Source organism: Nitrobacter sp. CN101, assembly GCF_055390255.1.
The window spans coordinates 118,664-132,232 of sequence record NZ_AP038833.1; the positions used below are offsets into that span (position 1 = coordinate 118,664).

Consider the following 13,569-nt stretch of genomic DNA (forward strand, 5'->3'; position numbering starts at 1 on the left):
GCTAAGAATAGGAAACAGTCCGAGAGCTCGAGGAAGTCCAAACCCGCATCGAAAACAGGTGCCTCCCCCGTTCGATCCGGTCGCGCAACGAAGCGCGACCCGGAAATGGGTGCCCTTCGGCCAACAGTCCGCATCTACCGCCAAGGATTGGGCGACTGCATTCTAGTCCGGCTCCCCAGAAAGGACGAACCGGATTTCACGCTGATGATCGATTGCGGCGTCGCGGTAGCCACGCGGAATGCGTCCGAGATGATGACGAATGTCGTCAAAAACATCCTAGACACCGTTGGCACGCCGGCGAAAGTCGACGTGCTGGCTGTGACGCATGAGCATTGGGACCATGTTTCCGGCTTTCAGCAGGCTGCCGACGCATTTGGAAGACTCGGTGCCGACGAAGTCTGGCTTGCATGGACCGAGGACTCGAAGGATCAACTGGCGAAAAAGCTCAAGAAGGATCACGCACAGGCATTTGCAGCACTCTCGCGAAGCGCAGCCGTGCGCGCGATGTCGGGAGATCCCGCTGGCGGCGCGGATCTTCTTCAGATGGCGGGGATGCTCGGCGCAGCTGGCGAGAAGACGAAGGCGGCACTCGACATCGCGAAGGCGAAGGCGGATCCGCGTTATCTCAAACCCACAGATATGCCTATTCCGGTCCCCGGTACGGGTGCGCTCATCTACGTCCTTGGTCCGCCGCACGATGAAAAGGCGATAAAGAACTTCAAGCCTTCCAAACGGAACCCTGAGGTGTATGAGCTCGCGCTTGACGGCTCCGGCATCCTGGGTGCCGGCGTGTTTACAGCGCTGGCAGTGGGTGAAGATGTTCGACCTTTCGCAGACTCGTATAGCATTTCTGTAGAATCAGCGCAGGCGATACCGTTCTTCCAGCAAAGTTACTGGGGCACGCCCGGCGACGCATCGGGATGGCGGCGGATCGAAGGCGACTGGTTGGGCGGTACCGACGAGCTGGCACTGATGCTGCAGGCCGCGACAAACAACACGAGCCTCGTCCTCGCCATCGAGCTGGAGGACGGAGACGTGCTGCTATTCGCGGGCGACGCGCAGGTTGGAAACTGGTTGTCTTGGCAGGATCTCACATGGACTTTACCGGACGGACGCGTTGTGACTGGACCGGACCTGCTGGCTAGAACGGTGTTTTACAAAGTGGGACACCACGGAAGTCACAACGCCACACTGCGCCAGCAGGGATTAGAACAGATGAAGCGCCTGAAGACCGCTGTCATTCCTGTAGACGAGGTAGTTGCCAAGAAAATGAGATGGGGCGCCATGCCGTTGAAAGGGCTCATCGCGGTACTCGATGATAAGACGGGAGGCCGCACTTTCAGAACCGACATTGACGCTGCGGATGGCACTCCTCAACTGACGGCGGACCCGCTTTTCTTCGAGTTCCAAATCTAGGAGTCGTTCCATTTGAACACAGCAGCGGATTAGGACGCAAGATGACCGATAAAGGTCCCAGAAACATCGTTCTTTGTTGCGACGGTACCGCCAACGAGTTCGCGGCCGACCGCACGAACGTCGTAAAATTGTATTATTCGCTGGTGCAGGGCCAGAGCCAACAGCTCACATATTATCATCCGGGTCTTGGCACCATGGAACCCCCCGGCGCTCTTACGGCAGTGGCGAGAAGGACGACGCGGCTCCTTGGAAAGGCTGTCGGTTACGGGCTGGAAGCGGATATCCGTGACGCATACGTCTTCCTGATGAACAATTTTCAGCCAGGCGATCGTGTATTTCTTTTCGGGTTCAGCCGAGGTGCCTATACGGTCCGATCCGTGGCGTCGCTGCTCAAGATGTTTGGTCTTTTGCCACCTGATAACGATCCATTCGTCCCCTATGCGATCCGCATGCTTACGGCTCTCGATCGGTCGGAAAATGCAGACAATAACCGTTACTTTTCCCTAGCCGGCCAATTCAAAGAGGCCTTCGACGCGGCTGGATCCTGCAGACCGCATTTCGTGGGAGTTTGGGACACGGTGAGTTCGGTGGGATGGATCGAGAACGCGCTCCATCTTCCCTATACGGCCAGCAATTCCGACATTGCGATCGGACGCCATGCGATCGCTATCGACGAGCGCAGAGCTTTTTTCCGGACGAACCTGTGGCGTCCTTCCACCTCCGGTGTATCGGGGCCGAAAGACCTCAAGCAAGTCTGGTTTCCCGGAGTGCACGCCGACGTGGGCGGTGGATATCCGGAGGCGGAAAGCGGCCTATCCAAAATCGCTCTCAAGTGGATGATCGAAGAGGCGGAAACGGCTGGTCTTTTATTCGACAACGAGCGGCGCGAGAAGATCCTAGGCAACCGCGGCGCCCCTTATGTACAGCCAAATCCTAAGGCAGATATTCACGTCTCGCTCGATGCCGGATGGTGGCCTGCAGAGTTTATCTGGAAGAAGCACTACGACCAAGCTACAGGAAAGATCGGCCGACAGATGAACCTCGGACGGCCCCGGACCATTCCGCCGCGCTCGCTGATTCACTCTTCTGCCTATCAGCGCAGCGATGCGTACACATCGAAACTCCCGAAGGACGGTATAAAGATCGTTTAGGTGTCGGCGTTTAACTCCACACCGGGAAGCGCGAAGACGCCGGCTAAGTCTTCAGCCGCGGCTCCATGCGGCTGAAGAGACCGTAGCGAATATGTCTCTTGCCCTGTCATCCTGCGTCACGTCCACAGCGCGCATCTTGTCGTCTAAACGTCGGCCCGGGCAGCCATCCTCGCTGTTCAAGTATGGACGCCGCACATGCGAATTTCGGACAGCCGTATCCGCAACTAAGGTCGCCAGCATCTGCACTCGCTGTGCATGACCGTCGAATTCATACTCGTGCATGGCTCCGAGACTGATTATCTGCGCTTACCTCTGAAGCCGGCGCCGTATTCAGCCTTGTGCCAGTCGCGGCAAGGATTCGATAAACCTCATCACCGGTGATGCGGCGGTACTTCATCAAGCGCTCGGCCACATTCCTCAACGCCGGCCTATGGTTTTTAAGGATCCGCATCGTTTCGTCGAAGGCGGATGACAGCTCCTGATGCACGGCGGCCCGCACGTGATGATAGGCGATGATATCGGTGGTCTCACGGTAATCCGCGAGATAGAGCAGCGGATGGGGGCCGCCATGACCAAAACTGCCGATCATAGCGGCGGGCAACACGAGTCGCATTTGCCAAGTCTGATCCCGCCACACCTCCAGCACCGTTGCCGGCCGATCCAAATTCGAGCTCTTCCGCCGCGCGACCAGCCATGCCTATTTGTATCAGACGACGACAGTCTTCAGCCGTACCGGCATTGACGTTATCGTTGAACGAAGCGACGAAGCCTCGTGATTCACGACCGTTCGCGATGACTGCGTGAGTGTTCGACGGCCCGTTGTGCAGCACGCTGACGAGGATATGGCCGGCCTCGCTTGGGGGATGAAGCTCGCAAAGCGGGTCGGCATGAAGAAGGCAAAGGTTGCCGTTGCCCGCAAGATCGCCGTCATTCTGCACTGCATCTGGGTTGATGGTACTTCCTTTGAATGGGGACAGGCCGGCGCCGCCTGATCTCTACCGGCAAGTTCCTGGCCCGGCTTGCTGGGCTGGCGATGTCCCCGCTGGGACGGCAGTTGCGGCGACCTCGTTTATTCGGCTGGTGGCGGCTCGTCCGCACCCCGCTGCAGACGTTGAGGCGTCCGACCCGGACATCATCATGAGGCGCTTGGCGACCTCGGAAAGGACCATGACCCCAGTGCCGGCATCTCGAGGAAGCTTGACAACATCACGCAATAAAAGGGCCGAATAACAGGATTCTGCGTGAGTTTGTTGACTGCTGTATCTTTGTCGACGCGTCCGACACCCCGATGGGGGAATCTTGACTGCGAATTCTGGCGCAGGAATATCTCGCCGCCGACCTAAACCTCGGCGTCACTCCACCCCTCAGGTCTTTTACCCGTAGATATTGATCATCTTTGCGTCGAGAATACGTAGCAACGTGAGCGCTTCGCCCTCAGCCGTGCGCACGCTCTGCACCCGGACGTCAAATTGCTCGACGTGCCTCCGATCGAACCAATAGCTGGCTGGCTCCTTCTTCGAGGCGCCGATTTTAGTTACGCCTGCCAGCGCGACGGACACGCTTGATCGTAAATCGATGTCTTCGCGCACTCTCAGACTTCCGACGGTTATGCTGGGCCATTGCCATCGTTCTCCAGCCATATCTTGAGCGACCAATATAAGGGGCTCGCGCGTCATCCTCATCACCCGGATCGCGGCCGCGGTAAGGCTCGTCTTGAACTCCTGCGAGAGACCGATGATTCCATCCAGCGTCACCTCACCCATCCCCTGCAACCGCGGCACGATCATGAACGGCGGAAGAATGAGGTCAGCGGAATAGGCATCCGCGACGCGTTCGGCGTTTTTCGATCGATCGTCCGTGGGACGACCGATGTCTTCGGAACGGCAGACGAACGATTGACCACGGTGATGGTGCCAGTGGCCAAGCTCATGCCCGGTGCTGAACCGGCGCCTTTGAGGCTTCGTCGCGTCGCTCACGTATATGATGGCCCGGTCCTTGAAACCGATGATCTCGGCTTCGCATCCGACTAGGCGTCGGAATTGGACTTCCGCTCCCACACAGTGGGCGATCGCCACCAAGTCAATGTCCTTAGCTTCGGAGATCCCAAGCTCAAGCAGCAATCGTTCGGCGGGACGCAACAGGTCATTCCTTCAGGTTGCCGCTTTCGTCGATGACTCCGAGACGGAGCCAAGCCTCAAGCAGGCTGTCTAAGTCATCCTCCGACTCGATTCGTCGATTTCGAGCGGCAATCGTCATGTCGCCGGTCGCATCGGCGCGCTTCTTGACCGTAGCGAAGATTTCGCGCTTCCGCGCGGAGTCGAAAGAAAGTATCGAGGGGTTCGGCGCGTCGGTCGCGGCCTGCGAGCGCCTTCTGGCGACCTCAAACATTCGGCGCTTTGCAGCTATCTCGGGATCCTGAAAGACGGCATCGAAGCTCGCCAGCAAATCATCCGGATCTAGGCCCAGTTCGAGTAAATACGCATCCAGTTCTGACCCATTAAGCAAAAGCAGATTCTCAACTATCCCGTCCAAGAGCTCTTCGCGGAGGGATGATTCCCGATCGGTCTTCATCATATCTTCCCTTCCTTGAATAGGCGCGCGCCCCACTTCTTCATCCTCTTCTTGACGGTTTCATACCGGGTAATGTTCCATCCGAGTTCAGAAAGGATTTCTGCGCGGGACGCGTTATCGTCCTGAAGGAGCAGAAGCTCTTGCACTTCATCGTCCTCGCAGAGCGCATAAATCTGTTCGCGGAGGTAGGCATCCTCTGGGGAGGCTCCCCTATCCGCCGCAGCTTCGACCGGATCTGGGCTGTCGACGGACACTGCCACGAGCCGCTGCCCCTCCATTCGGCGAACCGTTGCCTGACGGCGCCAATTGTTAGATGCGACACTGTTGATCGCGCCTATAAGGAATTCGAAGGTCGCATCTGCGCCTTCGGCCGGCATGTCGGAATTCAACCACCGCTTACGCGCTTCCTGCAGAAGATCGTCCGGCTCGAGCAAACTACCGCGCGCTTTCACACGCGCCAGCGCGGCCAGCTTCTTTCGCTGGTCTGGGGTCAGCATCAACAACGCAGTCGACTTGATAGACTGATCCACCAATTTGCCTCCTTCCGAAAAGCATAGCTCGCGAATCTCGCCGAGTCGGAACGAAGATTATTCGAAATTTTGCTTCCGACTCTGCGTGGGTCGCGAGCTTTTGGGTTTAGAGGCCAACTTTGGGCCGAAAACCTCGTAGAGCCGCGCACCGTAAGCGGAGCAAAGGAGACCTAAATGACCGCAAAACTGACCTTTCACCCGCTGGGCAACGCCGATTGCACCCGCATCGACATGGCGGACGGCCGCAAGATGCTAGTCGACTATGCCGATATGCGGAATCCCGACGACATGTGGGATGCCCGCATCGACCTTCCCGAAGTGCTCAAGGCAGATCTGCGTGCCGCCAAGCGCACCGATTACGACGTGGTCTGCTTCACCCATCTCGATGATGACCACTGCTGCGGCTCCGGCGACTTCTTCTGGCTGGAACATGCACGCAAGTATCAGGGCGAAGGTCGGATTAAGATCAAGGAGATGTGGGTCCCAGCCGCGGCAATTCTGGAGGACGGATGCGAGGACAGCGCCCGCATCATCCGTCAGGAGGCACGGCACCGCCTTCGTGAGGGAAAGGGTATCCGCGTTTTCTCGCGCCCAACCAAGCTCAAGAAATGGCTTGAGGAGCAAGGCCTAACGCTGGAATCCCGCGCTCATCTGATCACAAATGCCGGCCAGTATGTCCCCGGCTTCTCGATGTTCGGTGCCGAGAGCGTCCAGTTCTTCATTCATAGCCCGTTCGGGTGGCGGCAGAATGAAACGGAAGTCCTCGACCGCAACCAGGACAGCGTCGTGTTCCAAGCAACCTTCCTCGAGGGTGGCCGTGAGACCCACGCGCTCTTCATGTCGGATATCAACTACGATTCCATCAACCAGATCGCGGCCACTTCCAAACGCCACGGTAATGAGGATCGGTTGCTGTGGGACATCTTCAAGGTGCCCCACCACTGCTCGTACACAGCGATCGGACCGGAGAAAGGCAATGATGTCACCAAGCCGACCGATGAGGTTAAGTGGCTGTGCGAGACACAAGGCCGCGAACGCTCGATCATTATGTCTACGAGCTGGTCGATCCCGTCCAAGGGGAGCGCGGAGGACGAGGATCCGCAGCCGCCGCATCGTCAGGCTGCGAACTACTACAAGACCGTCGCCGAGCTTAAGGACGGACAGTTCAAGGTCACTATGGATCTGCCGTCCAAGAGCAAGCCCAAGCCGAGCACGATCGAGATCACCGCTCGCGGGGCTCAATTGCTGATCGTTTCCGCAGTTACCACCGGTGCCGTCAGCGTCGCGGCGACCCCAGTCCGCGCGGGCTAGGTATGTCGATCCATGGATGGTGGACCGCCTTCGGCCAAGCGACGACAATAGACGCTTTGGCCGCAGGTCGGGCTCGCTCGTTCGCCGAGCACGTGCTCGCCGGCATGCCGGCGATTACGCTCGTCGAGATCAAGGAAGACAAGCCAACCGGGTATGTCGCCCTCCATGTCGAAGTCGATGTGGAGCGTCCCCAAGATCTTGCCTACCCGATCCGCGCCCAGGAGCCCATCGGCATCCTCTTCGCTCCTCGGCAAATCCGCCCGTCAGTGCTCGCCTTGCGGGATGGCTTTCCTCACACGATGCATCAGAACGGCGTGCCGCCGGGCATGCCGTTCTCGCTTTGCGTGGACGACCGTCCTTGGTCCGAGGCCTGCCTGACTTACACGCCGGCTGAGCTCTCGCGTCTCATCCAGCTCTGGCTTGCTAAGGCGGCGCGCGGGGAGCTCCATGATCCCGCCCAACCGCCCGACCCCTTCTTCTACGCCACCGAAATGTCCTTACTGCTGCCGCGTAGCGTGTTTGATGCTGGCGCCGCGGCGGCCGAGTTCGCCGGTTTTATGCATCGCGAAAACCCAGGCTTGGTCATCGCGCGTCCGGTCACTACGCAGGGCGGCATCCATTTGACGGTCATGGCTTTCGCGCTGCCACCGCAAGCCATGACCTTGATGAGGCATTTGCCCCAAACCCTCGAAAGCTTGGGAGAGGAGCTTGCGCCTACAGGCCTCCAACTCCTCGACGAGATCAAGGACAGGTTGAAAGCGTGGACAGGCATTGGGGGCGAAGGAGCAAGACGGATGGCAGGACGTCTGGCGATAGTCGTCGGCCTCCCCGTCGCCGCCGACGGCGGCCGGACGGCCAATGATTTCCGTGCCTTCGTCACGGACAATACAGCAGGCGAAATCGGGATCCTTTTGGGTGTGCTGCATGAAAACAACAGTAACGTCGGCAAGGGGTACGTCCGCGCAGTCATCGAAAACCCCATTGCGGGTGCCTCGTTGCCGGTCGTGCCGGCGCACGTGCATCTCGCCTTCGACCGCGACCTTGCGGCCTCGATTGCCGGCACGGAGGTCGCGGACCGACGCAAAGCGGTCCTGGTTGGCGCCGGCTCACTTGGCTCCCAGCTCGGCATGTATCTCGCCCGAGAAGGGGCATACGAGTGGACCGTCGTCGATAACGACGCGCTGCTTCCGCACAATCTGGCGCGGCACGCTCTCCTTGCCCCGGAGATCGGCTCCCCAAAAGCGACCGCTCTGGCCCGCCAGATTGGGCTCCTTCTGAACGAGAAACAGTCCGCAATCGTTGCCGACGTGCTCAGGCCAGATGCCAACCAGCAGAAGGAGCTTGAGGCAGCCTTTAGCGCCGCCTCTATTATCATTGATGCATCCGCTTCGGTGGGAGTCGCGCGCCATCTGAGCGATCTGCCCTGTACGGCGCGTCGCGTTTGCGCGTTTTTCAATCCCTCAGGCACGTCGGTCGTGCTGCTTGCGGAAGACGCACAGCGCAACATCACTATGCGGGACCTGGAAGCGCAGTATCACCGCCTCATCCTCACCGAACCTTCTCTGGCCAAGCATCTCAATGCGTCGCACGGAGTGCGCTACAGCGGCTCGTGCCGTTCCGTGACTAACAAGATTCCAGCCACGCGTGCCGCTATTCTAAGCGCGTTGGCAGCCCGCGGCATCGCCGACGCACTTCAGAGTGATGACGCCCAAGTGACGGTCTGGACCATGGAGGCCGATGGGTCGGTAGCGATCGTACGGCGCGCCGGCGAACCCACCACCTGTATTACGATCGGCAATTGGCAAGTAAGTTACGATCGGGGCTTTCTCGCCCAACTTTCAACGTTGCGCGATCAACGTCTGCCCAACGAGACCGGCGGTGCAATCGTGGGGATTGCCGACACGAGCCGCAACACCCTTCATCTAGCACATGCGTTTCCCGAGCCAGAAGATAGCCGGAGCAGCCCGACACGCTTCGAGCGCGGTGTCGTCGGTTTGGTTGAGTCGATCGATGACGTGACCCAGCGTTCGATGCATCAGGTCCGCTATCTTGGCGAATGGCATTCCCATCCGCGCTACGCGAATGCCCTTCCGAGCGGTACTGACCTTGCCCAGCTCGCACACCTGGGCGGTGAGCTTGCAGCCGATGGCTTGCCCGGCCTGATGGCAATTGCCGCCCACTATGGAGATTTCTCCATAATCAGCTTCGATCCGACGCAGCGTCCGCCAGGCCGAGCCCACAGGGCGCATTCTCTATGACGTCCGCATCCTGCTCCGCCGAAGCGGTATCCACAATTTCCTGATTTCCCACTCTGGCGCGCGACCTCGGTGCTGCCAGCCTGCGCAACGTCGCTGGCTGGCTCGCAGGGGTCAACAGTTCATCGCGCTTGGCGGCACATCCTGATATTTTTATAGACTGCGGCCATGGTTCATAGGACCACGCCGGGTCCCGGCAATGTTTGGGGAACGGGTCGGCCGGCGCGATTTGGAGGTTCGACCGAGACGAATGCCGGCGTGGGAAAGGAGTTCTTCAATCTGTTGCCGCGCTTCTCGAAGTTCGCTCGAAAGCTTGTCGATCTCCGTCTGCTTGCGAATGCGAACTGCTTCCGCCTCCTGAGCGTTGACCGAAATGCGCTCATAATAGGTCTGGCGTTGAGGCCTGATGGGGACCGCTTTCCCTAACGCTGCGTGAGCTCGCTTCAAGAATTGATCGACTAGGACCAACTTTTCCGCCTGCGCTTTTCCGAAGAGAGTTTTACGATCCACCCCTGCGCGCCTGATTATGTCCGCATAGGTCGGAATTCGATCGAGTTCGCCTCCAACAAGCTGCGCTTCGAACTTGTCGAGAGCCTTTTGGATACGTTCGGACGTCGCCGTAGCCCGCGATCGCGCACCGGCCTGCTGCCACGGAAGAGCCTCGATTCGCCCTACAGCCCTCGCCATCTTTCTCCGTTTTTCCGGCATTTACACCACCCTCCGCACGATGCACATGTACAGATGCATGTATATTGTTTTGCTCACAAGGAGGACCTGTCGGCTTGGTTAACCGAACGCTCCCGCGCTTTCCCGAGTGTCCAAACAGAGGGTCTCAAGGAGACCGCCAAGCCGTGCCGATAAGTCATTTTCGGCGCCGGGGTGATGGATCGAGATCCTGATGGCTTCGCTTTCGAACCAACTGGCCAAGATCGGACGGCTTCGCACGTCCCTGCGCAAGGCGCGCTCAAGCGCGTAGCGAAGGGCTCCCGGATCGGAGGGCGCTTTTGCCTCGATGTCTGCGGACGACTCTGCAAAGGCGATGACGTCAGGAGCGAGAATTCTTGCGACCATGCCACGTGCCTGCTGGTCTATGAGAATATTCTCGAGCGTTGCGACATCCAGGTCGCCATCGCGCCGTTCGATACGAAGGTCACCGGTGTCCGTATGCGGCAGCTCTCGCAGGCCACGAAGTGCTATTGCGAGGTCAGCCTGCAGGTAAGGATTCATCTGAAGATAACTGAGCGTGGTCTCAAGGTTTCCGTGCCCCAACGCTCGTTTTACGAGATGCGGATGGCCCTTCTCTGCGGTCATCAGAAGCAGTGCCATTGTCGGTCTGAAACGCTGCACGTATGCCGTGCCACCAGGGCCGACATCAAGCTCGTGGGCCATTGCAAACCTTTGGACCTTGCCGGCAGTCCCCGATCCGAGACGGCCATCGATCCTCTTGAACGGCATGCCGAGCCAAAGGTAAGGACTATCTGCTGCCGCAGCAAGACGCTCCTGTGTTTTGACGGCTCGTGCGGAGGATGTGCTCACCGGCCAGCCGATGGAGTCACCCCCTGGGACGGACGAATTCTTGTATCGGCGCGAAGAGATGAAATCGACTTCCGCACTCCCCAGCAGGATTTTCGATAGGCAGCCCTGCTCCATCCAGAGCAACTCGCCTTCGCGACCCGCGTTGCTCATCGCCACGCGCTGCAAATTTCCGATCTGCAGCATCATCGCAAGAGTGATCAGGTCAACCGAATTGACGACGGGATAGCGATAGTGATGAACAAAAGGAAGACTCTCGGCCCGGAACGGATTCTCCTTTAGGAATTCTTTATAACGCTGGCGTGCCAGGTATTTGCTGCGGGCATAGAGTTTGCCGAACTGTTTCACAAATTCTGGCTCTTCTCTCTGGTATTTGGCGAGTTCAGAAATGTGAAGGCAGATATCCTCTGCCAAGCTGGACATATAGAAGTCGTGAATCTCCAAGAAGCTTAGACAGTATTCGTTGGAGAAGGGTCGAGCGCTGAATCCGTTAGGATCCTCGTCTTTCTTCGGCTTGTCCGCAGCACCATCAGGGTATTCCTCCCCCGTCAGCATCATTATCGCTGCGTATGTCTTTTCGTCGAACCTGTCGTGGATGTAACCCTCGACGCCGAGCCTCTGAATTTCCTTTATGCGCGAGCCCAAACGTTCGAGTGTTTTCGAACCAGGGCGCCAATTGGTGCTGACCGAACGCACGAAAGCTTCCCCATCCTGCGGGGTAAGCGCGGCCAAGGTTTTCCGGCCTTCCTTCCATGGCCCGCTTGCGACGAAAGCGACCAAGTCCAGCACCACAGCGAGATTGGCCTTAACCGTGGCCAGCGATAGATGTCTAAACCGACCCAACTTGTTCATGAACGCAACGCCGAGACTCTTGGATAGTCTCAAAAGATCGTCATATTGAGGGGCGGTTAGACAGCCGTCGCAGATCCTTACATCCCATTCAATCCGTCGGAGCCATTGGTTCGGCGATCCCGTGAGCCGCTGGTCGAAGTACCACACGTTATCTCCGACCACGGAACCCTCCGGTTTCTCCGGAGTCGCTCCAGACGTCTTTTGCACCAAGAACGCGGGATCATGCGCGTCACTGTTCAGCCTCATCCAGATCTTACGAGTCTCACTGACGATCTTGCTCATCAACTCTTCCTGTCCGTCCGAACATCGGCCTCAACTCCGCTGAGCAGCCCAGCGTCTCTCGCCCACTCCACGCCCTTCGGCATTACCAGAACCGTCATACCGCGGCCGCACGGTGGACTGCAGACCTCCGCGTCCACTCGTTCAGGCCAATACGATGCACGTGTTGCGGGATTATCAGTAAGCTGGGCAACTCTTTCGTAGATCATCAAGCTCTGCTCGATGGTGAGTTCGGGCTGCTCGAGATACCAAGCGGCCGTCCCCACTCTCTTGTGCTTCAACTTCCTCTGAAGCGCCTTGTACGAGAAATTCGAGCTCACGTGCACTTTTGCAGCGAAGTCGTCGCGCACACGCTTGGCGCTCCACCTCACGGGCTCGCCGTTTTCCAACACCTCGTGCCGCCGAAGAATCTCGCTGGCGATGTCGTGAAAGGGGTCGCGTTCCGGATTCATTCCGATCGGACCGATATGGGCTACGTTGAAGCCCACCCAGACGAATCCCCTCAATTCCAGCAACCGATCGATCTTGGCCTTCAACTTCAGTGTTTTGGGAGCTGCCGAGAGTTTCGCTAGTTTCGCTTCGACGTACTCGTGCATGACTTCAGTCAACTCGATTGCGCTCTTAATGATGTTATAGAGCGAGTTGGGATCGTCGATCGATGAGTCCCATTCCACGTTCTCCCCCCGCGATCGCGCCTTACGCGAGTAGACGACCACCATTCCGGGGCGCGGGCCCATGCGGTACCAATCGTGCCGGTCGATATCGAGAATGGAGGCGAGATTGCCGCCCGTGATGTGGACGGCTTCCGTGATGAAAGGCACGAGATCAAACTGAGCCGGCAGAAACCAACGATACAGCGCGGCAAAGCCGAAGCCGGAACCGTCTTCCCTACGCAAGGCGGACTTTGGGTTCGCCTTCTGCGTGAGTCTGACAGGCATGGCGTCGGGCGGCTGACCCATCTTTCGCGGCTGGAATCCGTAGCAATCCACGAACTCGGTGAAGTTCGGAATCCACGAAAGGAGCTCGTGCTTCACGAAATGCAAGACGTTCGGACGCGTAACAGACGGGCGGTATTCGCGGAACGACCAGTCGTCGCGCGAGATGTAGTCTAAAAGATTGTCGGTATGATCAGCCGCGAGTTCGTTGGCCAACTTGACTCTGGCCTGGACGCGCTGCCGCTCCTGTCTGAAAACCTCTACAATCTTGGCATTCATATCTTCGGAATAAGGGACTTCAACAGCACGTCGCTTACTCGGAACCTTTGTATCGTGATAATTTACAGGAAGTCTGACCTGCACGCCAGCTTTCGAACACGCGTCTGTGACTGTATCGCTACAAAGGATGTAGATTTCGGCCTTCTTCGTGATCTCATCATCGTTGTCTAGATGCTCACAAAATGCGTCCCATATCTCACCGGGAATGCGGCATACATCGTCGACACGCTTGATCGTCGGGTTGGATGCCTCAATGACATCTAGCGTGTGCCACAAGTATGAAAGCGAGCGAGCCCACGCATCTGCGCTCTTGCGTCCGCGCATCGCCATGGATTGCCGCTTTGCGGAGACGCACTGTTTGGCAAGTACGGGGCGACCGGTGTGGCCGCGCATGTTCGTCCCGGCCGCTTTGCGGCCCTTGCTAAGATGACTGAGGTCTAAAACTTTCGCGCGGTAA

Annotated in this window: 11 protein-coding genes and 1 pseudogene; 5 read left to right on the forward strand and 7 right to left on the reverse strand. The window is 58.3% G+C overall.

What is annotated here, in order from left to right; translation table 11 throughout:
• Positions 1–105 precede the first annotated feature (105 nt).
• Together ACZ5IL_RS00520 and ACZ5IL_RS00525 are read left to right on the forward strand one after the other, a co-directional pair.
• Positions 106–1,416, forward strand: coding sequence for an MBL fold metallo-hydrolase (locus ACZ5IL_RS00520; protein ID WP_464594525.1), 1,311 nt, complete (start codon positions 106–108; stop codon positions 1,414–1,416).
• A gap of 41 nt (positions 1,417–1,457) precedes the next feature.
• The gene (locus ACZ5IL_RS00525) at positions 1,458–2,567 is read left to right on the forward strand and encodes a T6SS phospholipase effector Tle1-like catalytic domain-containing protein (RefSeq protein WP_464594526.1); all 1,110 of its coding nucleotides are present in this window, start codon (positions 1,458–1,460) and stop codon (positions 2,565–2,567) included.
• Between the two features lie 268 nt (positions 2,568–2,835).
• Here ACZ5IL_RS00525 and ACZ5IL_RS00530 read toward each other — a convergent pair whose 3' ends face one another.
• Together ACZ5IL_RS00530 and ACZ5IL_RS00535 are read right to left on the reverse strand one after the other, a co-directional pair.
• On the reverse strand, positions 2,836–3,156 hold the full coding sequence (locus tag ACZ5IL_RS00530) for a hypothetical protein (protein ID WP_464594527.1): 321 nt from the start codon (positions 3,154–3,156) through the stop codon (positions 2,836–2,838).
• Complete coding sequence (locus ACZ5IL_RS00535; RefSeq protein WP_464594528.1) at positions 3,095–3,397, reverse strand: hypothetical protein; 303 nt, start codon at positions 3,395–3,397, stop codon at positions 3,095–3,097. Before ACZ5IL_RS00535 ends, ACZ5IL_RS00530 begins: the two co-directional genes overlap by 62 nt.
• Before the next feature lie 24 nt (positions 3,398–3,421).
• On the opposite strand from ACZ5IL_RS00535, the pseudogene ACZ5IL_RS00540 reads away from it, so the two are divergent.
• A pseudogene (locus ACZ5IL_RS00540) lies at positions 3,422–3,559 on the forward strand (IS110 family RNA-guided transposase); the annotation flags it as partial.
• Positions 3,560–3,940: 381 nt separating this feature from the next.
• Here the strand turns inward: ACZ5IL_RS00540 and ACZ5IL_RS00545 are convergent.
• From ACZ5IL_RS00545 to ACZ5IL_RS00555, 3 genes are all read right to left on the reverse strand, one after another.
• A complete protein-coding gene (locus ACZ5IL_RS00545) occupies positions 3,941–4,642 on the reverse strand; it encodes an ImmA/IrrE family metallo-endopeptidase (RefSeq protein WP_464596966.1) in 702 nt (233 codons plus the stop codon).
• A 67-nt stretch (positions 4,643–4,709) separates the two neighbouring features.
• Positions 4,710–5,141, reverse strand: coding sequence for a hypothetical protein (locus ACZ5IL_RS00550; RefSeq protein ID WP_464594529.1), 432 nt, complete (start codon positions 5,139–5,141; stop codon positions 4,710–4,712).
• Complete coding sequence (locus ACZ5IL_RS00555) at positions 5,138–5,668, reverse strand: hypothetical protein (RefSeq protein WP_464594530.1); 531 nt, start codon at positions 5,666–5,668, stop codon at positions 5,138–5,140. The genes ACZ5IL_RS00550 and ACZ5IL_RS00555 overlap by 4 nt, the downstream gene beginning before the upstream one ends.
• 174 nt (positions 5,669–5,842) lie before the next feature.
• Here ACZ5IL_RS00555 and ACZ5IL_RS00560 point away from each other — a divergent pair, with 174 nt between their 5' ends.
• Both ACZ5IL_RS00560 and ACZ5IL_RS00565 read left to right on the forward strand, forming a co-directional pair.
• Entirely contained in the window at positions 5,843–6,979 is a 1,137-nt protein-coding gene (locus tag ACZ5IL_RS00560) for a ComEC/Rec2 family competence protein (RefSeq protein WP_464594532.1), read from the forward strand.
• Positions 6,980–6,981: 2 nt separating this feature from the next.
• Positions 6,982–9,237: a ThiF family adenylyltransferase gene (locus ACZ5IL_RS00565; RefSeq protein WP_464594533.1), complete on the forward strand. Its 2,256-nt coding sequence runs from the start codon at positions 6,982–6,984 to the stop codon at positions 9,235–9,237.
• Between the two features lie 783 nt (positions 9,238–10,020).
• On the opposite strand, the gene ACZ5IL_RS00570 is transcribed toward ACZ5IL_RS00565, so the two are convergent.
• Together ACZ5IL_RS00570 and ACZ5IL_RS00575 are read right to left on the reverse strand one after the other, a co-directional pair.
• Positions 10,021–11,901, reverse strand: coding sequence for a hypothetical protein (locus ACZ5IL_RS00570; protein WP_464594535.1), 1,881 nt, complete (start codon positions 11,899–11,901; stop codon positions 10,021–10,023).
• Positions 11,901–13,505 (reverse strand): hypothetical protein, encoded by a 1,605-nt coding sequence (locus ACZ5IL_RS00575; protein ID WP_464594537.1) that lies wholly within the window; start codon positions 13,503–13,505, stop codon positions 11,901–11,903. Before ACZ5IL_RS00575 ends, ACZ5IL_RS00570 begins: the two co-directional genes overlap by 1 nt.
• Between the last annotated feature and the right edge of the window lie 64 nt (positions 13,506–13,569).